This is a genomic window from Vibrio sp. ED004, assembly GCF_023206395.1.
In the GTDB taxonomy this organism is placed as follows: Bacteria; Pseudomonadota; Gammaproteobacteria; order Enterobacterales; family Vibrionaceae; genus Vibrio.
In genome coordinates this window covers 2,601,364-2,620,561 of the sequence record NZ_CP066149.1, presented here as the reverse complement: position 1 = coordinate 2,620,561, position 19,198 = coordinate 2,601,364, and the positions used below count along the sequence as shown (strand labels likewise).

Here is a 19,198-nt window from a genome sequence, read left to right as displayed (position 1 = left end):
TATCCAGTAAATTCTTAGTAAGCGTAAAGTCAGTGTTACTTACTGTGCTTTTGAATGATCTTTTCTACGATACGTGAAACAGCAACAAAACCAAAAGTCGCGGTTACTACCGTTGCTGCGCCAAAACCTGTCGCACAATCCATTCGTTTTGGACCTTCGGCTGTCGCTTTCGCAGCACATACACTGCCGTCAGCTTGCGGGTATTTCAGCTGTTCTGTCGAGAACACACAGTCGATACCGAACTTACGCGCAGGATTTGTAGGGAAGTTATGGTGACGACGCAAAGTGTCTTTCAGTTTCTTCGCTAGTGGATCTTGAATCGTCTTAGTCAGATCAGCCACTTTGATTTGAGTCGGGTCGACTTGACCACCCGCGCCACCAGTGGTGATCACTTTGATTTTGTTACTACGGCAATACGCCAACAACGAAGCCTTAGCTTTCATACTATCGATCGCATCCAGAACAAAGTCGAACTCTTTCGACAGGTATTCCGCCTGATTGTCTGGGCCGATAAAATCGTCAATCAGGTTAACTTTACACTCAGGGTTAATCAGCTTAACGCGCTCAGCCATCACTTCGATTTTACTCTTACCAACCGTGCCTGACATTGCGTGGATTTGACGGTTGATGTTAGTCACACACACATCATCCATATCGATCAACGTTAGCTTACCTAAACCAGTACGAGCAAGCGCTTCAACCGCCCATGAACCGACACCACCAATACCGATCACACACACATGTGCCGCTCTAAGTATGTCGACTTCACTATTACCATATAGGCGACGAGTACCACCGAATCGTTGGTCATAGTTTTCTGAAGCTGGAGTGGTCAATTCACGCATTGTTGCCGCCAATTTATTTCTGAGAAAAAGAAAAGAGTGCGTTTTATACGCACTCTTGAATAAAAAGTCTAGGGGATTAGCGATTCGCTTTCAATGCCCTATTTTATTGCCGCTTACTCGACCTTTTCAGGTGGTAAAGCCCAAGGTGCTTCAGTCGCACTGCCATCTAAGCCAAGTTTCCACACACGACCAAAATGCTTGTAATGACCCGCTTCAGTACCCGCTCGTGGGCCCATGCCATGGTAAAGGTCTAAGTGGTTCTGCTTAACCGCACCGCCTGTATCCAAAACAAGTAACAGTCTTAGTTGGTGTGCGCCACTCCAAGTACCATCGGCATTTAATAGTGGTACTTCAGCAAGAATCGGCGTACCCATCGGTAAGATAGAGCGATCACCCGCAACTGCGGCCATTGGTAACAGTGGAATGCCTGCACTGCCCATTACCGATAAATCATCTCTTGCGCTAAAGAATACGAAAGAAGGGTTTTGCTCAAGCAGCTCTTTCACTACTTCAGGCTCGTTCGCCAATACCCACTCTTTGATTGCTTTCAGCGACATTTTCTCACGCGGAACTAAGCCTCGTTCGATCAGAACACGGCCAATACTCACGTAAGCCTTATTGTTCTTACCCGCGTAAGCGAAATACTGCAACGTGTCATCATCGCCAAAATGCACAAAGCCACTGCCTTGCACTTCCATCATAAATGGGTCGATTCGGTTAGCAGCGTAACCAAGTTCGAGACCTTGACCTTCTAGAGCGCCGTTGTAGATCTCTTCACGAGTTGGACAATTTTTATCACAGTCAGGAAGCCCATAAACAGGGAATCGATACTCTTCATTCGCTTCATGGCGCAATTCCATCACTGGAGAGAAGTAGCCCGTGAACAAAACATTGCCTTGCTTATCACCACCACCAAGTTGAGCAGTTTGAACGCCAAAGTTAGCCAGTTGGCTTGGATCACCACTTTGCAGCGCCCACTCATTGAGCTGCTTATAAAGCGGCTCATAGATTTTTGCCATCGAAGGGGATTTGGACACCACCATCTCAGCTTGTTCAGCGAATGCGGTGTAGTCTCTTGGTTTATTGGATTCAACCTGATCGACCTTATTTAAGGTGCGAGGAAATTCATCATCAAGATGTTGTTGGGCAAGATCGGTAGGTTGAGCACAGCCAAATAGTACAGAGGCGGCAACAAGGGGAAGCCATTTTTTAATCACAAGAGTCATCCTAAAAATTCTATGCATCGAGGATGACAAAAACAGTCAGATAAAACAATCTTAGATTGTAAGAGTTTACAGTAAGATAACCTATCGGACTGAGTGAACGATATGGCCTTTAAGGCGAAAGACAGGATTATAGTGACTGTAAGAATCGAGCACCATTTCTGTATTGTCAGAATTGGTCATGCGGAAACGATACGTTTGATCACCCGCCTTATATTCAAAGTAGCGACCGTCAAAGTCAAAGCTCGTCGAAACAACAGACCCACGAACTGACACACCATTAGCATTCAGTACGAACTCATCCGTCGCGTAATGCGCAACATCTTGTTCAATCCAAGTACCATAAAGCAAGTGATTTGGCGTTGCTGAATCTTGCAATCGAGTGATCACATCACCAAAAAGTGACACCACTGCGAACGAACCGACCAGTGCCAAAACCATGAGACAGCGCTCGATGATCTTACGCTTAAACTTAGATTGGTTGCGTTGTTCTGCCTCACTGTAGAGACCTGTGGTTATCTCGTCGATTTTGTTCTTTGTTGCTGGAGCTTGTTGCATTCGGTAACTACTCATAAAGATGCTATGCGCATTCTACACTGAGACCGTTTATATAATGAACCCTAGATGAGCATAGTTTGCGCTTTATTCCAAAAAGGTGTTGTTTAAATTTGAATTTAAATGCTAAATTACCGAATAAATAAACAAAATGGACTTGTTCTGTGAAATTAAGAAGTACAGCGCTAGTAAAAGGTTTCAGACAATCAACCCCTTACGTAAATGCTCACCGTGGCAAGACCATGGTAATTATGCTAGGAGGCGAAGCCGTTGCCGATAGAAACTTTGGCAACATTATTAGTGATATTGCCCTACTCCACAGCCTTGGAGTCAAGATTGTGCTTGTTCATGGCGCAAGACCGCAGATCAACCAACTGTTAGCAAAACAAGATTGTCATACGCCTTATCACAAGAATATTAGAGTCACCGATGAATATTCTCTGGGTGTGGCTATGCAGGCTGCTGGGCAATTACAACTTGCTATCACAGCTCGTCTTTCTATGAGCTTAAACAACACACCTATGGCGGGTACTCAACTCAACGTGATGAGTGGCAACTTTATTACCGCTCAGCCATTGGGCGTTGATGATGGTACGGATTACTGCCACAGTGGACGGATTCGTCGAATCGATATTGAAGGGATTAATCGTACACTCGACCAAGGCTCTATTGTATTGCTTGGGCCTATTGCCAGTTCCGTAACAGGCGAAAGCTTTAACCTACTTTCTGAAGAGGTTGCGACTCAAGTAGCGATTCGTTTAAAAGCCGACAAGCTGATTGGTTTTTGCTCTGAGCAAGGGGTCACCGATCAAAACGGCAATGTCCTTGCTGAACTTTTCCCAAAAGACGCCAAACTCATTCTAGAACGCTTAACTCAATCTCAAAACCCAGCCGAAGACATGAGCACTGGCACACTTCGATTCCTAAAAGGTGCCATTTCAGCGTGCCGTGCTGGCGTACCTCGTTGCCACTTAATCAGCTACAAAGTCGATGGTGCACTGATCCAAGAGCTTTTCTCTTTCGATGGTATTGGAACCCAAGTGGTTATGGCGAGTGCCGAGCAAGTAAGACAAGCTCAGATCGACGATATTGGCGGCATCTTTGACCTTATTCGCCCGCTTGAAGAACAAGGCATTCTCGTGCGTCGCTCAAGAGAGCAGTTAGAACAGGAGATCCACCGATTTACTATTATTGAGAAGGATGGGCTGATTATCGGCTGTGCGGCGCTCTACGCATATCCGGAAGATCATATGGCAGAGATGGCGTGTGTGGCTATCCACCCAGATTACCGTGATGGAAACCGTGGGCAGTTATTGCTGGATTACATGCGTCACCAGTCGAAATCTCGCGATATCGACCAGATTTTTGTCTTAACGACACATAGCCTTCATTGGTTCCGTGAACAAGGTTTTTACGAGATCGGTGTGGATGAGTTGCCGATGGAAAAACAGGGGTTATACAACTATCAACGCAACTCAAAGATCTTAGCGTTAAACGTGTAAATAAAGTTTTGGACTAAAATCTCAGTTCAAAAGAAAAATAATTGCAAATGTAATCGTTTTCTATATGAGATTTATTAAGTATGCACTTTCACTCACACGAATTATTGTATAGAATTTAAGCGCTTTAATAATATTAACAAATGTTTTTATAGGAATTGCCATCTCGATAGTCACATCGAACTTATTGAGATGGTAACTGCACGGATTGCTATACCCGTTAACGGTCAGCACGCTAGCAGTAGCTCTGCCGTTAGTATAAACAGCAAAAAGAGCAACATTGATATGAGAACCATTGTTTGTAACTCGCTGCAAAGTTTTTGGGATATGGCTGATAACCAATTCTTAGAAGGGCTAGACGTACACTGCGTGTTCCCTGTGAGCGAGAATCTAAAAGAGTTTATTTTGAATTGCCAAGCAAAATACAAAATAAACCACATATCGTTTACTCGAGCGTTTTTAGGCACTGATTCCTAGCACGCTCAAAGCAACCAGGGATGGTTGCTTTGTACATGTACCCCAATCACCTTTAGCTAGTTAAGCGACTTCCTAAACCACTGACTCGCTCTGTTTTTACCTTAATACCACGCTTCAATACATTCGTATCACTGAACATCATCAGTCGTTTCTTGGCACGCGTAATACCCGTATAGATAAGCTCTCGCGTTAGAATTGGGCTGAAATCAGGCGGTAAGATCATCAAGGTCAGATCAAATTCACTACCTTGAGATTTGTGTATCGTCATCGCATAGGCGGTTTCATGATCAGGCACTCGGCTTGGTAGCACCGCTTTCACGCTGCCATCTGGCAACTCAAAATAAACCTTCAAACGAGGTGCAGAATCAGGTTGGCTTGAATCCGATTCAAGCATACAGATACCAATATCACCATTGTATAAGCCCAAGCCATGATCATTGCGCGTTACCATTACTGGTCGCCCGTGATACCACAATTCATCATTGTGCGGATTCACTAAACGTCTTGCGGCAAGCGCCCTTTCGATTCTGTGGTTGAGGCCTTTAACACCAAAGTCACCTTCACGAATGGAGCACAGCAATCGACACTGGCTGAACAAGTCGAGCACCGATTTCGCTCTCGCTTCTTGAGTTTCCAATTCTTCTAACGGTACATTCATTCTATTGAGATACGCACCATACTCATTGACTAAAGTACGCAGCATCAAGTTATAGCTGTCACTCGACAAGGGATGATTTTCGATATCCTTAAACCCTTTCGCAAACACTTGATCGACCTGATTAGCAGAGCCGTTATTGATCGCTTTTGCCAACTGTCCGATACCTGAACGCGCATCAAAACGGTAACTCTTCTGCAGCATACACAAGCTATCTGCAATCGCAGGAGGATTAGCCGATCCTGCTTTGGCCTGTCTGGGTTTAGCTATCGCATCAAAGCCTGTCATCTCCGCAATCAAGTTACCTTGCGCTGTGCTGTAGCCTGTTGAATTAAACGAGCAGATATCACCCAACACCGCGCCAGCTTCAACGGAAGCCAGTTGGTCTTTATCTCCCAACAAGATAAGCCTTGCGTGTTCAGGAAGTGCATCCACCAGCTTATACATCATCGACAAATCAACCATCGATGCCTCATCCACCACCAAGATATCAAGGTGAAGTGGATTACGTCGGTTGTGTCTAAATTCCGCTCGATTAGGAATCGCGCCGAGTAATCTGTGTAAGGTGCTCGATTCCGTTGGTATGTTGTCTTTTACTTCAGGCTCTAAAGGCAGTTGCTCAATCGCTTTACCAATCGATTCTGTTAAACGTGCCGCCGCTTTACCTGTTGGTGCAACTAGCTTAATCGTTGGTGTTTTGCCTTGGCTTAGTGATTGCTCGACCATCGCCGACAGTAATTTGGTTACCGTGGTCGTTTTACCGGTACCCGGCCCACCAGAAATCACTGCGAAGCGACGACTTAACGCCACCGCTGCCGCTACTTTTTGCCAATTCAAGCAAACAGATAAGGGCACTAGGCTATCCAGTACATCTAAATCGATCACTTGCTTGGCTTGAACAATTGCTTGGTCAATTGCACCCCAATTCAAAGATTGCTCATCGACAATATCAAGATGATCACACACCAGCTGTTGGCGTAATACCTGAGACGTTTGTTGGTTTGCTTCAGCCTTCGCTAAAGCGTTAAACAGAAAATGATAACTGCGAGCAAAGAGCTGATTGAGCGTTTCTGTCAGCGCCTTCTTCTGTTCAACATTAAACTCAACTGGCTTACTTAAACGGTTTAACGTGTTTGCCAGTACCACCTCGTAGTTCCAATAACGCTGTAAGTAGACACGCTGTCCATCAAACATCAGCGGCTTAACACAGTCATTGGTTGTGCCTACTAGGTTTGACGATTGAAGTACCGTCACCCAGTCAATGCCTAACAATTTTTGGTTCAATTGCAGTGCCGTTTCACCGTAAAAACCGAGTAACTGAGCTAAATCTGCTGTTTGAGCTTGTATAAGCTGAGTACAAATGTGCCCTTTGCCTAATTCATGGCTTACTACCCCAGCGAGAAAGCCGATCTCTTGAGAGTGACTCGTGGATTGCTGAGCAATAAAACGGGCAAATTGATAATCCAACTGACGAATCGAACCCTTATCCGCAAGAAACTTGAGTACATCCATAAGTTGCTCAGGAATAAGTGAAACGGGCTTCACCGTGTTCGCAGCTTCTATGCTGGTATTAATGGTCGTTGTTGTCATTATAAAAGCCCCATCTGTCCAGTTTCATCGTCATTCAGTTGTGCTGAACGTCTGTCTATCACTTTACCGTCAATCAATTGATCCATTTCATCAAGTAACGCCAGTGTTGGTTTAGCCGAGAAAATGCCCTGCTGAGATTGGCCGTCCATGCCTCGCAAGAACAAGTAATAAACACCACCAAAATGTTGTTCATAGCTGTAATTCGCAACACGACTACGTAAGAAACGGTGCAGCGCCAATGCATAAATTTGATATTGCAGGTCATAACGGTGGTCGGCCATCGCCGATTTCAATGCCTCACCATGGTAGACGGCAACATCATCACCTAAATGATTCGATTTCCAGTCAAGTACATAGTATTTACCTTGATGCTCGAACACTAAATCGATGAAGCCTTTCAGCATACCTTGCACAGTTTGGAAACCTAGGTCGCCCGCTTTGGCCGATAATGGATCATGATATTGAATGGTTTGATTCAGTTCAGATGCGGCCAATACTTCGATCGGTAGTAAGAACTCCATCTCAACTAAGCGTTGCGTCGAATCTTTCTCACTTAGCTTTAAGTTCTTGCCATCCAATGCTGTGTTAAGAACGGTATCGACCAGTTGCTGAAGCACAGGTAGCCACTCTAGTTCGTATTGTTCAGACTCTAATAAGTGAGTAATTACTTGCGTGTTATGTTCGCTGGTTGCTGGCTCGGTAAACTCAACATCCTCAAACAAGGTGTGCAAGAAAGTACCTGGGCGAGCACCACGTGGGAACGTAAAGATAGAGCGTTCAGGTTCAATCAACTCAGACTCATCCTGTTCATCAGCCGAGTCAATATCAAAGCCAGACACCTCAATAGTCGCGTCATGACTCGCACCGTGACTGCCTTGCTTTACAAGCCCCGAGTAGCTGGTGATTCGCCAAGCTCGGTCGATTGAAGCCTTGAGTTCATTAGCATGTAAGTCTTCACTCACTTGCTCTGTTTGTACAAACACTTGCTCGTGAGCGGTTGGTGTTTCGGCTAACAGCACACTTGAATTTTTGCCTTCAATTGCCGCTAGAGCTTGATGCAATTCGGCAATACCCTGCTCTTGACCATTTTGAACCAAGTAGCCCATCGCACTCAAATGCACGCCTGTCGGTTCTTTGGTTGAACGCCCTTTACGCAGTGGCGCCATACCAATAAAACAGCCATAAACTGCACGAGTCAGAGCTACATAAATCAGGCGTAGATCTTCCGCCAATCGCTCTTTATCCGCTTGAGCTAAGGCACTGTCACTACCTGTAATATCCAGTACTGTGGTATCTGAATCATGATCGTAGAATTTGCCTTCACTCGCTTCTCGATAACTCGCGACAAATGGCAGAAATACTAAGTCATATTCCAAACCTTTCGACTTATGAATGGTAACGATTTGAACCAAGTTTCTCTCTGATTCAAGACGTTGAATGTCGTCTTCACTGCCGCCTAGACCATTTTGCGCATCTGAGATCGCTTCTGCTAACCAGCGCAGCAAGCCATAATCGCTATCAAGCTCTTGTCTTGCCTGTTGCAGCAATTCGCCTATGTGCATCAAATCAGTAAGTGAGCGCTCACCATTTTCTTCTTCCAGCAAGCGTTCCGCGAGATGTCGCTTGCTAATCACGCTGCGCAGCATTGGCAGCACGCCACGCTGTAGCCACAACTTACGATACTCACGAAATTCGTTAACGACGTTTTCCCACACCACTTCATCGTTGTTGAGTTCATCCAATGATGCCGCATCCAGAGCAAACAGCTCAGAGGCTAAACTCGCGCGCAATGCACGATCATTTTCAGGTGTCAGTACCGCTTGTAGCAGGCGTTGAATATCTTGTGCGACTAAGCTGGTGAACACACTGTCTCGGTTCGACAAATACACACTCGCGATACCCTGTTCAGACAGAGCGTTCTTGATTAGACGGCCTTCACTGCCGGTTCGAACCAAGACAGCAATATCACCCGCATTCACGGCATGTTGTTTTTTGCCGTTATCAAAATAAGCTTGCTGGTTTTGAGAAGCGGTCAGAATGGTTTGAATTTGACTCGCCGTCGCCTCAGCCATCGCCTTATGATATTCACCCTTTGGTAACGGCTTGTCTTCAGCCTCTTGCAGCCAAAAGGTAAGTGCGCGCTGAGTTTCTCCGTTCATCACCCATTGCCGTTTATCGGCCGATGGACTCGCAGCAACAGGCAAAAATGGAATGTCTTGGTCGTAGATAAACGGACTGTCCGAATTCATAAACACTTGGTTTACTGCACTGACCATATCGGCACTTGAACGCCAGTTAGTGCCTAAGGTGTAGTGAGCACTAACTTGGTTTCTCGCCTTGATATAGGTAAAGATATCTGCGCCACGGAAGCCATAAATAGCCTGCTTCGGGTCACCGATCATAAACAAGCCGCACTGCGGGTTATCGAGATAGATTCGGCTAAAAATACTGTATTGCAGCGGGTCGGTATCTTGGAATTCATCGATCATCGCAACTGGGTAGAGTGTGCGAATTCTTTCCACCAGCAAGGATTGCTCATCGACATCAATCGACGCAGATAACTGGGTCAACAAGTCATCAAATGATAGCCACTGCTTTTGCTGTTTCGCCTTGGCTAGCATAGTTCGACAGTGAGTAATCGCATGCGCCAACAATGGGGCTTTCAAGTCGGCTGGGTGATTTAAGAAATCTTCAATCGCTTCGAAAACGGCATGCTGAGGTGCGGTGCCTTTTGGTGTTTTTTCAATTAGGGTTGCTTGAGAGAACTTCTCTAATTTATCTGGAAACTGGTAATCATGAGTGTCGCTCTGTGCCCATGCTGTTACCGCTTCTAACCAAGTAGGCAAAGACTTCTTGGTGTAGCTGCGCTTGTTCACATCTGAACCTGAAATCAGAGCCAAAAAGTCCGCTTCGGATTCACACCACAACGCTTTAAGCTGCTTCACTTTATCTAAGTTTTGATTGTGCAGAGTTTGCAAGTCACCCGACATCGCATCTACCGTCAATTTCAGCGGAGACCCCGTCAGATAGCGATTTACGTCAGCCAATAACGAAGCGGGAGAGCCCCAAATATTTCGCACCTCACCTGCAAGTTGAATGGGCAACGGATAAAACTGTTTACGCCAATAGTCGGCAACCACTTGTGCTTTCAGATGGCTTTCATCGGTCACAAATTCATTATCAAAACGGCTTCCAGACTCGAAGGCATTCTGAGTCAACATTCTCTGACAGAAGCCATGAATGGTGTAGACCGCCGCTTCATCCATTTGCCTTTCAGCATTGAGCAGAGTTTTCGCCGCGCCAGCATGATCATCGATAGCTTGTAACAAAGGAGCAATTACTGGGTCGTCACTTTGCCCGCGAGCAAACGCAATGCGTGCATCATGGATTCGCGCGCGAATACGATCACGTAGCTCTGCCGTTGCTGCTTCAGTAAAGGTCACCACCAAAATTTGGTCTACGGTTAGCGGCTCATGATGTCGCGTAGCTTCCGCGAGCTCACCTTGTGGTGCTGCCGTACCATGTCCGAGCAGTAGGCGTAAGTACAAGCCAGCAATGGTGAATGTTTTACCAGTACCCGCCGATGCTTCAATTAAACGCGCGCCATGAAGTGGAAACGTCATGGTATCGAGTGTCTGTGGAGCGATTACCTGAACACTGCTTGTGGTCGTCATGCCTTACTGCCTTCTGATAAATGTGTTGTTACAAATGTGACCTAGCGTGGAAAACGTCATTCAATTTACGTCCTACGCTGATTTGTTAATAGTTAGTGCGATCTCTCTCACGGATCAATTCAGATCGCCTCGCTACTATGCGCCCACGAGTTCAGGAGCGCGATTCGAGTTTTATACTCATGCGTTACTTTGAACCACAGAATAATGGTCCCTCTGACCTGTGGCCGTACAGCGAACGCCCTACACTAATAATGATTTACTGGCGGCCACTTTATTTCCTGTACCCTGACTTCCCGCAAGTCACTATCTATCACTTTTACTAAACTTATACCTCGATTATCTCTAACCTTTTGATAAGTCAAGCACTCCAAATTTACATCTAACTCTTTATTTTCCATGCCTTTATTCAAGCACATCTCTTTGACGTTAGTATCATTGGCGATCTTGCTGATCACTGCCGATTATTCCTGATCTTCAAGATCGGCAGCGGCAAGTCTTGTGGCCTGTAACACAAGCGTTGAATACATACGCGACTCAGCAGCCAGTTCATCATCCCACTTAGGCCAAATTCGAGAGATGTAAGTATCTCTGCCCTCGCCCGTAAAGGCGAAGCTGTCATTAAAGGTATCAGCCATTTTCTTAAGTGACTTTTCTTCGTCATCGACCCACTTACCACGACTAAAGCCCGCTTCAACACCAGCCAATGCGGTTTTCGGAAAATAAGGCAATGGTGCAGTCATGCCTTGATAAAACAGTCGCACTAATTCAGCCAACAAGCTCTTCGCCTGCTGCGCATCGCCGATAGGTTGTAGCGTTTGGTGAACCACGCCCTCTTTTCTGTCGTAGCCAATAATATGGGTCGTTTTTCCGTGCCCCATCACTGCACAACATAGATGATCAATCCACGCGGCCAAATAATCTTGAGAGCGTATTTTACCGCTACGGAAACGCACTAGACCTGATTGATAGTTTTGAGTTAACCAACCCATCAAACGAACAGGTTTGCCTTCGCCTAACACATCAAATTCGATATTCACTTCGAGATCTTGTTGCGGTGATCCGCTCACAAATCGAATCTCTTTGGCTAAGTCTTCCGCTTGAACACGGTTGGTTTCAAATTCGATATCACCAAAGGCGCCGACCGGTAAACGACCCTGTGCTTTTTGCTCAGAGACAAACAATCGAACGGCTTCGTCTGCGCCTTCAGGGTGGTCCAGTAACACTTGCAGCAAAGCATCCTTAAGTTGGAAACTCTCTAAACCATTAAGTACAAATGGCTCATCGTCTTCCATCACAGGAAGTGGCGGCTCAAACACCACTTTTAGACGGCGATTAAAGAAGTACTGCACTGGCAAACGCCAAAAACGCTGTAATTCAACCAAATCGAGTTCTAACGGGTACGTCGCACCCAACAAATAGTCATCCAATGCACGATTGAATTCACCACTGCGTTCACCGGAACGGTTAGCCGCTGGAAGCCACTCTTTGGCGTAACTCAGCACATGGCTCGCATCACCTTGAGTAAACGCAGCAGGGCTGAACGGTGTCATGGTGTGTTCAAAGCTGATCGCTTGAGTCAGGTTGATACCAGAATCATCGCTTGGCAACGCTTGGTCTTCACTTAAGCAGTAGTTCTGCTGGCAGTACTCGATCAACTCTGAAACCAATACCGACGGCACTCGCTCGGTATTATCTTGAATCGAGCGGCCGACATAGCTGATGTATAAACATTCTTGCGCTGACAACATCGCCTCTAAGAATAGGTAGCGGTCATCATCACGGCGAGAACGATCGCCAGGTCGTGTGCGTCCGTTCATTAGATCAAAACCTTCTGGCGGCATTGAGCGAGGGTAAACACCATCATTCATGCCTAACAAACAGACGGTTTTGAACGGAATAGAACGCATCGGCATCAAGGTACAAAAGTTAACTTGGCCAGCTAAGAAGCGCTGGCTAATGCGCGCGCCAGATAACTTATTATTGAGGTACTGGTAGATAATGCTTGGCGACAGTTCTTGTTCGTACAAGGCATCATCAAGCTGTTCGTTCAGTTGCGAAAGTGCATCACGAATCGACTTAAGCACCACCTCACCTTCTAGCTCAACCGCAAAGAAATCATCAATCATTTGCAGCAAGGTTTCACGCCACATATCGATAGGTTGTGTTTCAGTTAAGCGTTGACGGTAATGAGCAATGCGATCGATAAAGTGCGCTAACTTACCAGCAAGTTCGGCGTTAATGCCTTGAACTTCGTTATAAGCAGCAATCGGAGAGTGTTCGGTTTCAAACAAACCTGCGGAATCCGACATCGCATAGCCTAAGAGCATGCGCTGGATACCGAATAGCCAAGTGTTTTGCTTGGTCGCAGGTAGATCAAATTCTGTCGCCGTTGAAGCGTCAACACCCCAACGAATGCCCGCTTCTTCAACCCATTGCTTGGCTTGCTCAAATTGGAATTCATCAATACCAAAGCGTGCCATCATCGCAGGAATTTCTAATAGTTCTAGCAACTCAGAGGCTAAGCAGCGCGTATTCGGTAGCGCGACCAACTGCATGAAGGCGGTCAGAATTGGGCTTTCTTGGTCTGCGGTTCTATCAGAGATCGAGTAAGGGATATAACGCTCGCCCGGAGCATTACCAAATACAGCCTGAATCGCTGGGCTATAAGCATTAATGTCAGACACCATTACGATGATATCGCGTGGTTTTAGTGTCGGATCGGCATCAAACATCGCCAATAGCTGGTCATGAAGAACTTCCACCTCGCGCATTGGGCTGTGACAAGCATGCACAGTCAACGAGCGATCACCCAGTTCAACCACTTGTTTGTGGTTGCTGGAATCTAAGATGTGATCATCTTGATGTTCTTCTAACTGGAGAATATCGGCTTGCAGTTGATGCAGCAGACTGTCTCTCTCAACATCAATAAAGAACTCGTGCTCTTCACTGTCTGATTGAGACAGTAAGAACAGGTTATCTCTGCCCAGCTTACCCATAGACGCAAGCAAGCTATTGCCAACCGCTTGGCTGGTATGTAGTTCATCTTCGACATTCGCTTCAATGCCATCTTTCAATGGTGATACTTCACCTTCTAGCTGAGGTAAACCATCAACCAATGCAAACTGCTTGCGACGCTGCGCTTCAACTCTTGCCAAGTACTTACGGTCGCGGATGTCGCCCCAGTAATGCTGACAAGGGTTAGTAAACATCAGGTGGACATCAATCTGTTCGCCAAGTGCTTTCAAAGCATCCATGTAGCGAGGAGGCAGCGACGAAATACCAAATACAAACAGACGTTTCGGCAGGTGTTGTAACTGGCCTTGTTGATTAGCTAACGCTTCAATGAAGTCGTGATACAAATTACCACGGTGATACTTTGATTGACCTTGAGACAGCGTTTGATCATAGAGTGCCTTCCACAAAATCGGCTGCCAAGGGTGTTCTTGCTGCCCTTCACTATCAATCAACTCTGTAACGGGCTCTCCCGCTTCCCACATCGCCATCCACTCAGGTCGGTATACCAAGTAGCCATCAAAGATATCGGCAATTTTCTCAGCTAATTGATACAGCTTTGAATCATCTTCGTCGTTTTCAAGATAGCGCTGTAGGGGTAAGAAATCAGGGTGGCCAAGTTTCGCGGGTAGCAAACTCATCAGCTTCCACGTCATCGCTTCTTTGTTAAAAGCACTGCGTTTAGGTACATCAGGAAGCACTTGGGTAAACATATCCCAAATGAATGTTGCTGGAAGAGGAAAATCGATATTTGCTGCTACACCAAATTCTTTGGCGAGTTCCATCTTAAGCCATTGAGACATACCCGGGCTCTGAACCAGAATCTGCTCTTTTTCGAAAGGATTGGCTAAAGGGTCACTTTTGATCAAGTGAACGAGAAGAATTTTTAAAGTATCAACTTTATTGGAATGGTAAACAGTAAACAAAGTGCACTCACGCTAATCTTGCCACAATATACTGCCAGATTAGCATAAGTGCTGAGTTTGGATGAGGAATATAAGCTTATGAAATACCGAAAGCTTAAGGTCCGTTTATCTTTTGAACTATTGCCCTTTACAATCTGCCGGCTACCGCACTTAAAACACGATGAGGTTTGTAGTTCATGTAGTAACGAACAGCGACATAACCAACGACGAAGGTTGCCACTATGAGTTCTAGGTACGCTAGATTGAACACTTGGCTGATGTAGTGCGCTTCAACACCTTGTACTTGCATCCAAGCCGCCAATTTAAATAACGCTGTTGCACCAATCACGATTGGGAAAGTAAACGCTGCATAGCCTGGGCTGAATGGCAGACGAAGTAGTTTGAAAAACGCGATGTAGATAATAAACGTCATCAACACTGCAATACCAAATAATAAACCAATGATCACTGGTGAAGGGCTAGCAGTAACGGTTAAGTAACCCGCCAAAGATAGGCTCGCTGGTGCTGCCATAATCGCAATCGTTGGTTTTGCTGCATCTGGCACTTCGTGAGAGAAGATCAAGCGGTAAACCATCAGTGGTAACATCACAGCGTAAACCAATAAACCGAATACCAAAGTCGCGTTCGCTACTGGCTCTAAAACTGGATTACCAGAGAAAGAAACGTCAGCTACGATAATACCGATCGGTGGCACAAACCAACTTGGCACCATGTGGTGAATCTCAAAGTTTTTAGCTCTGTGGTACAAAAAGCTCACTAGAAATACAACGTGCAAAGCCACAGATGCCAACCACATCGCTTCTTGTAAGAATTGAGAGATTGGCGCCAAAGACGCAGATACCACCATGCACCCCATAGCAAATGTTGGTACCACACTGCCGACAACAGGGTGAGCAAGATCTTCACGCAATAGGTGGCCATGAATCAAAAATTTCACAGCCAAAACAAGAAGCAATACCGCTGCAATACCCGCACTGATCCACTGCACTAAGCCAGAAGTGTGCAAAATACCTTGTGCGACTAAAACGCCATCCCAGCACCAACCTAAGCTTGCGATTGCTAGTGCTAACCCTGCCATGGGTGTTGGAGCTCCTGTTAATCTATATTTAATACGTTGAATCATGTCAGCCTCTCTTAAACTTAATTCACTAAACTTGTGAACTCATCAGCTTGTTGAAGCCATAATACGCTTGCGCTTCGTTAAACAATATCCAATTATATATAACAAGTGTTCATCAATACTGAACAACCCTTTCCACCAGCAGCGCAAAACTAGGAACCTGATGGCTAATATCTCAATCAAACAACTCAAAGTGTTTGTCACCATTACCCAGCATTCGACGCTTACCGCCGCATCCGAAGCGCTGTTTTTGTCTAAAGCAGCGGTCAGCATGGCACTAGGCGAAATGGAGAAACAGTTAGGTCACTCTCTATTTGACCGGGTCAACAACCGATTAATTCTCAATCAGGAGGGACAAAAGTTACTTCCTTTGGCCGATGAGATACTTCACAGAGCTGCAGGCATCGATGTTTTGTTCCGCGACGACCAACCATTAAGTGGCAATCTCAAGGTTGGCGCGAGTGACACAATTGGTAATCAGGTCGCACCCTTTATTCTGTCTGGCTTTCGCGAACGAACTCAGCATCAAGACCAGAGCTTGTTCATTTCAAACAGTGCGCTGATATGCCAAAAGTTGGTGGATTATGAACTGGATATCGCACTAATTGAAGGAAAAACACTCCACCCTGAATTGATATCTAGCCAGTTCAGTAGCGATGAGATGTGTATTATCGTTAGTAATCAACACCCTCTCGTTTCACAAAACAAAGTTGCTCTGCATGATTTAGAAGACAGCCATTGGATATTGCGCGAGTCAGGCTCAGGTACACGTGAGTTTTTCTTGCGTGCCGTTGCACCGCGTATCGAGCACTGGTACGAATCATTTGAGCTCAACACCACCGAAGCGATCATCAACTCTGTTTCTGCAGGTCTGGGCTTTGCCTGTTTATCGCGTTTAGCGGCACAGCGCGCGATTGATTCAGGCCGAGTGAAAGCACTAGATGTACCACTCGATATGAAACGCCGATTCTGGATGCTGGTCCATAAAGACAAATATCAAAGCCCACTGCTGAAATCTTTCATGGGTTATTGTGAAGACTGGGCTACACATCAAGATTGAGGCCGCATAGTTCGGGCTCCAACTGGACTTTTCGCATCAGAAACTGTATAAAAAGCCAGTAAAATTTATCAAACTTAGAGGATTAACCATGGCTGTTATCGTCAAGTACGTGGTGGAACGCAACGGAGAAGAGAAAATGACTTTTACCTCTAAAGCCGAAGCTGACGCATACGACAAAATGCTGGATATGGCTGATGAGCTTTTTGAACTGTTAGGCAAAAGCGATTTAGTTGAAGATGAAGGCAAGCAAGAAGAACTTGCAATGTACCTAGCGAAGAACAAAGAAGAAGTTCTTTACGCATTAGGTGCTAAGCGTAAGCCAGCTCCGAAAAAAGCTAAGAAGCTTGAAGCTGTTGAAGACGCAGAAGAAGATGCAGCATAACTAGCTGATACCTTTCTAAAAAACGTCAATGACGCCTCTAATCAGAGTTCGTTATTGGCGTTTTTTTTATACTTATCGAAATATAATGAAGCTTGTTTATAGTCGAAATCGCTCTAAACATTCGCTTGCATGAAAGTGTGATAAAGATCTAATCTATAGCCATCAGGTGATGGGGTTCCACCTAAGCTTTTGCTTCAACCGCCCGTTCTTTCCGAACAGTGCTAATGACTCCTACAGAATCGAAAACAGGTAATACTGTTGGACGTATCGCTATTCCTCCATTTTGCAATGGACTTAGTCTATTAAGACCAAGATCCATGACACCTTTGGATTATCGATACTCAAGATCTGTAGTGAATTAGCCGCACCTCTTCCAACACGTCCTGTTTTCTCAACGCCCTAGGTCTTAAACGGCTCTATAAGTGAGAAAACATTATGCACTACTCTTCAGAAATTCAATCAATGTGCCCTATTCAAAGGGGTGATCTTCACAATTCAGCTCCAATTCCAGTTGAAGGCGCAATGGTTAGCCCAAAAGATGTCATCGCTATTTCTGGCTTAAGCCATGGCGTAGGCACTTGTGCACCACAACAAGGTGCTGCAAAACTGACTCTTAACGTAAAAAACGGCATCATCGAAGAAGCATTAATCGAAACCATTGGTTGTTCCGGCATGACGCAATCTGCCGCGATGGCTGCTGAAATCCTCACCGGAAAAACCATTCTTGAAGCGCTGAATACTGACTTAGTATGTGATGCTATCAACGTAGCGATGCGCGAAATCTTCCTACAGTTTGTTTACGGTCGAACTCAGTCTGCTTTCTCTGAAGGCGGCCTAGAGATCGGCGCAGCGTTAGAAGACTTAGGTCAAACACAGCGTAGCCAAGTCGGTACCAGCTATTCAACCTCAGCGAAAGGCGTTCGTTACCTAGAGCTTGCAGAAGGTTACGTGACCAAGCTTGCACTTGATGATCACAGTGAAGTGATTGGCTACGAATATCTCAACCTCGGCAAAATGATGAAGGCGATTAACCAAGGCGTACCAGCGAACGAAGCTGCTGACCTTGCGACGGGTACTTATGGTCGCTTCGACGAAGCCGTAACCACCATTAACCCACGCCAACAATAATTTTGCCAATTAAGAGGAAAGATATGATGAACACTCAATTTAATGAATCAGTAACTCGCGTATTGGCAGAAATGAACTTCGACTCTTTAGAGCAAGCAAACCAATACTGTCTATCACACAATGTCGATCCAAAAGCATTAGTGATGGACACTCAACCTATCGCATTTGAAAGCGCAGCTGACGCTTACACTCTTGGTGCTGCATTAGCTCTGTTCCGTAAAGCGAACAACGCAGAACAAGCGGCGAATATCATTGGTGAAGGCCTTCAAGCATTCACAAAACCCGGCAGTGTTGCAGAGCAACGCCAAGTCGGTATCGGCCACGGCGCACTGGCTGCTCGCCTACTCAATGAAGAGAGCCACTGCTTTGCGTTCCTTGCTGGCCATGAGTCTTTTGCTGCTGCAGAAGGCGCGATCAAGATTGCGCTGAACGTGAACAAATCACGCAAAACACCATTGAAAGTTATCTTAAACGGTCTAGGTAAAGATGCGGCTTACTTAATCTCTCGTATCAATGGCTTTACTTATGTTCGTACTCAGTTTGATTACCAAACGGGTGAATTGGTTGAAACCGAGCGTCGCCGCTTCTCACAAGGTCCTCGTGGAGAGATCTTATGTTATGGCGCTGATGATGTGCGTGAAGGCGTAGCTATCATGCACAGAGAAGAAGTGGATGTGAGTATCACGGGTAACTCAACCAACCCAACACGCTTCCAACACCCTGTTGCAGGTATCTACAAAGCAGAGCGTACTCGCCAAGGCTTGCCTTACTTCTCAGTCGCTTCAGGCGGCGGCACAGGCCGTACATTACACCCAGACAACGTTGCCGCTGGCCCTGCGTCTTACGGCATGACAGATACCATGGGTAGAATGCATGCTGACGCTCAATTCGCTGGTAGCTCTTCTGTTCCAGCTCACGTAGCAATGATGGGCTTCATCGGTATGGGTAACAACCCAATGGTAGGTGCTACGGTTGCATTGGCTGTCGCAGTGAGTGAATCTCAAAACGCATAGCGACAAAACGAGCTCTATAGTCGGCCTGTCATGCAGAGC

At 45.8% G+C, this 19,198-nt stretch carries 13 protein-coding genes and 1 riboswitch; of the genes, 6 read left to right on the top strand and 7 right to left on the bottom strand.

Features of this window, described 5'->3' with window-relative positions:
* Positions 1–35 precede the first annotated feature (35 nt).
* The 3 genes from tcdA to ITG10_RS11730 form a co-directional block, all read right to left on the bottom strand.
* Complete coding sequence (gene tcdA / locus ITG10_RS11740) at positions 36–845, bottom strand: tRNA cyclic N6-threonylcarbamoyladenosine(37) synthase TcdA (RefSeq protein ID WP_017631935.1); 810 nt, start codon at positions 843–845, stop codon at positions 36–38.
* Positions 846–958: 113 nt separating this feature from the next.
* The gene (gene mltA, locus ITG10_RS11735) at positions 959–2,071 is read right to left on the bottom strand and encodes a murein transglycosylase A (RefSeq protein ID WP_017631936.1); all 1,113 of its coding nucleotides are present in this window, start codon (positions 2,069–2,071) and stop codon (positions 959–961) included.
* 81 nt (positions 2,072–2,152) lie between these two features.
* A complete protein-coding gene (locus ITG10_RS11730) occupies positions 2,153–2,626 on the bottom strand; it encodes a DUF2850 domain-containing protein (protein WP_017631937.1) in 474 nt (157 codons plus the stop codon).
* A gap of 161 nt (positions 2,627–2,787) precedes the next feature.
* Between ITG10_RS11730 and argA the strand changes: the two genes are divergently transcribed.
* Both argA and ITG10_RS11720 read left to right on the top strand, forming a co-directional pair.
* A complete protein-coding gene (gene argA, locus ITG10_RS11725) occupies positions 2,788–4,125 on the top strand; it encodes an amino-acid N-acetyltransferase (protein WP_017631938.1) in 1,338 nt (445 codons plus the stop codon).
* A gap of 282 nt (positions 4,126–4,407) precedes the next feature.
* On the top strand, positions 4,408–4,599 hold the full coding sequence (locus tag ITG10_RS11720) for a hypothetical protein (protein WP_008223046.1): 192 nt from the start codon (positions 4,408–4,410) through the stop codon (positions 4,597–4,599).
* A gap of 52 nt (positions 4,600–4,651) precedes the next feature.
* Here ITG10_RS11720 and recD read toward each other — a convergent pair whose 3' ends face one another.
* The 4 genes from recD to ITG10_RS11700 all read right to left on the bottom strand — a co-directional run bounded on the left by recD (position 4,652) and on the right by ITG10_RS11700 (position 15,534).
* A complete protein-coding gene (gene recD, locus ITG10_RS11715; RefSeq protein WP_017631940.1) occupies positions 4,652–6,844 on the bottom strand; it encodes an exodeoxyribonuclease V subunit alpha in 2,193 nt (730 codons plus the stop codon).
* Positions 6,844–10,518, bottom strand: a complete 3,675-nt coding sequence (recB, locus tag ITG10_RS11710; RefSeq protein WP_017631941.1) for an exodeoxyribonuclease V subunit beta — start codon at positions 10,516–10,518, stop codon at positions 6,844–6,846. Before recB ends, recD begins: the two co-directional genes overlap by 1 nt.
* Before the next feature lie 461 nt (positions 10,519–10,979).
* Positions 10,980–14,456 (bottom strand): exodeoxyribonuclease V subunit gamma, encoded by a 3,477-nt coding sequence (recC, locus tag ITG10_RS11705; protein WP_017631943.1) that lies wholly within the window; start codon positions 14,454–14,456, stop codon positions 10,980–10,982.
* Between the two features lie 127 nt (positions 14,457–14,583).
* Positions 14,584–15,534 (bottom strand): TDT family transporter, encoded by a 951-nt coding sequence (locus ITG10_RS11700; protein ID WP_017631944.1) that lies wholly within the window; start codon positions 15,532–15,534, stop codon positions 14,584–14,586.
* A gap of 205 nt (positions 15,535–15,739) precedes the next feature.
* On the opposite strand from ITG10_RS11700, the gene ITG10_RS11695 reads away from it, so the two are divergent.
* The 4 genes from ITG10_RS11695 (at position 15,740) to ITG10_RS11680 (ending at position 19,159) form a co-directional block, all read left to right on the top strand.
* Positions 15,740–16,636: a LysR family transcriptional regulator gene (locus ITG10_RS11695; protein ID WP_017631945.1), complete on the top strand. Its 897-nt coding sequence runs from the start codon at positions 15,740–15,742 to the stop codon at positions 16,634–16,636.
* Between the two features lie 88 nt (positions 16,637–16,724).
* Positions 16,725–17,018: a YebG family protein gene (locus tag ITG10_RS11690; protein WP_008223840.1), complete on the top strand. Its 294-nt coding sequence runs from the start codon at positions 16,725–16,727 to the stop codon at positions 17,016–17,018.
* A gap of 156 nt (positions 17,019–17,174) precedes the next feature.
* A riboswitch (Fluoride riboswitch) is annotated at positions 17,175–17,259 on the top strand.
* Positions 17,260–17,453: 194 nt separating this feature from the next.
* Positions 17,454–18,146: an iron-sulfur cluster assembly scaffold protein gene (locus tag ITG10_RS11685; RefSeq protein ID WP_017068533.1), complete on the top strand. Its 693-nt coding sequence runs from the start codon at positions 17,454–17,456 to the stop codon at positions 18,144–18,146.
* 23 nt (positions 18,147–18,169) lie between these two features.
* Positions 18,170–19,159 (top strand): GGGtGRT protein, encoded by a 990-nt coding sequence (locus tag ITG10_RS11680; protein WP_017631946.1) that lies wholly within the window; start codon positions 18,170–18,172, stop codon positions 19,157–19,159.
* The last annotated feature ends 39 nt before the right edge of the window (positions 19,160–19,198 follow it).

What these genes read in the sequence shown, in the direction of transcription:
- ITG10_RS11685 (WP_017068533.1), top strand. Translation starts at nt 17,454, where the DNA reads ATGCACTACTCTTCAGAAATTCAATCAATGTGCCCTATTCAAAGGGGT.
- ITG10_RS11690 (WP_008223840.1), top strand. Translation starts at nt 16,725, where the DNA reads ATGGCTGTTATCGTCAAGTACGTGGTGGAACGCAACGGAGAAGAGAAA.
- ITG10_RS11720 (WP_008223046.1), top strand. Translation starts at nt 4,408, where the DNA reads ATGAGAACCATTGTTTGTAACTCGCTGCAAAGTTTTTGGGATATGGCT.
- mltA (WP_017631936.1), bottom strand. Translation starts at nt 2,071, where the DNA reads ATGACTCTTGTGATTAAAAAATGGCTTCCCCTTGTTGCCGCCTCTGTA.
- recD (WP_017631940.1), bottom strand. Translation starts at nt 6,844, where the DNA reads ATGACAACAACGACCATTAATACCAGCATAGAAGCTGCGAACACGGTG.
- ITG10_RS11695 (WP_017631945.1), top strand. Translation starts at nt 15,740, where the DNA reads ATGGCTAATATCTCAATCAAACAACTCAAAGTGTTTGTCACCATTACC.
- recB (WP_017631941.1), bottom strand. Translation starts at nt 10,518, where the DNA reads ATGACGACCACAAGCAGTGTTCAGGTAATCGCTCCACAGACACTCGAT.
- tcdA (WP_017631935.1), bottom strand. Translation starts at nt 845, where the DNA reads ATGCGTGAATTGACCACTCCAGCTTCAGAAAACTATGACCAACGATTC.
- ITG10_RS11680 (WP_017631946.1), top strand. Translation starts at nt 18,170, where the DNA reads ATGATGAACACTCAATTTAATGAATCAGTAACTCGCGTATTGGCAGAA.
- ITG10_RS11700 (WP_017631944.1), bottom strand. Translation starts at nt 15,534, where the DNA reads ATGGCAGGGTTAGCACTAGCAATCGCAAGCTTAGGTTGGTGCTGGGAT.
- ITG10_RS11730 (WP_017631937.1), bottom strand. Translation starts at nt 2,626, where the DNA reads ATGCAACAAGCTCCAGCAACAAAGAACAAAATCGACGAGATAACCACA.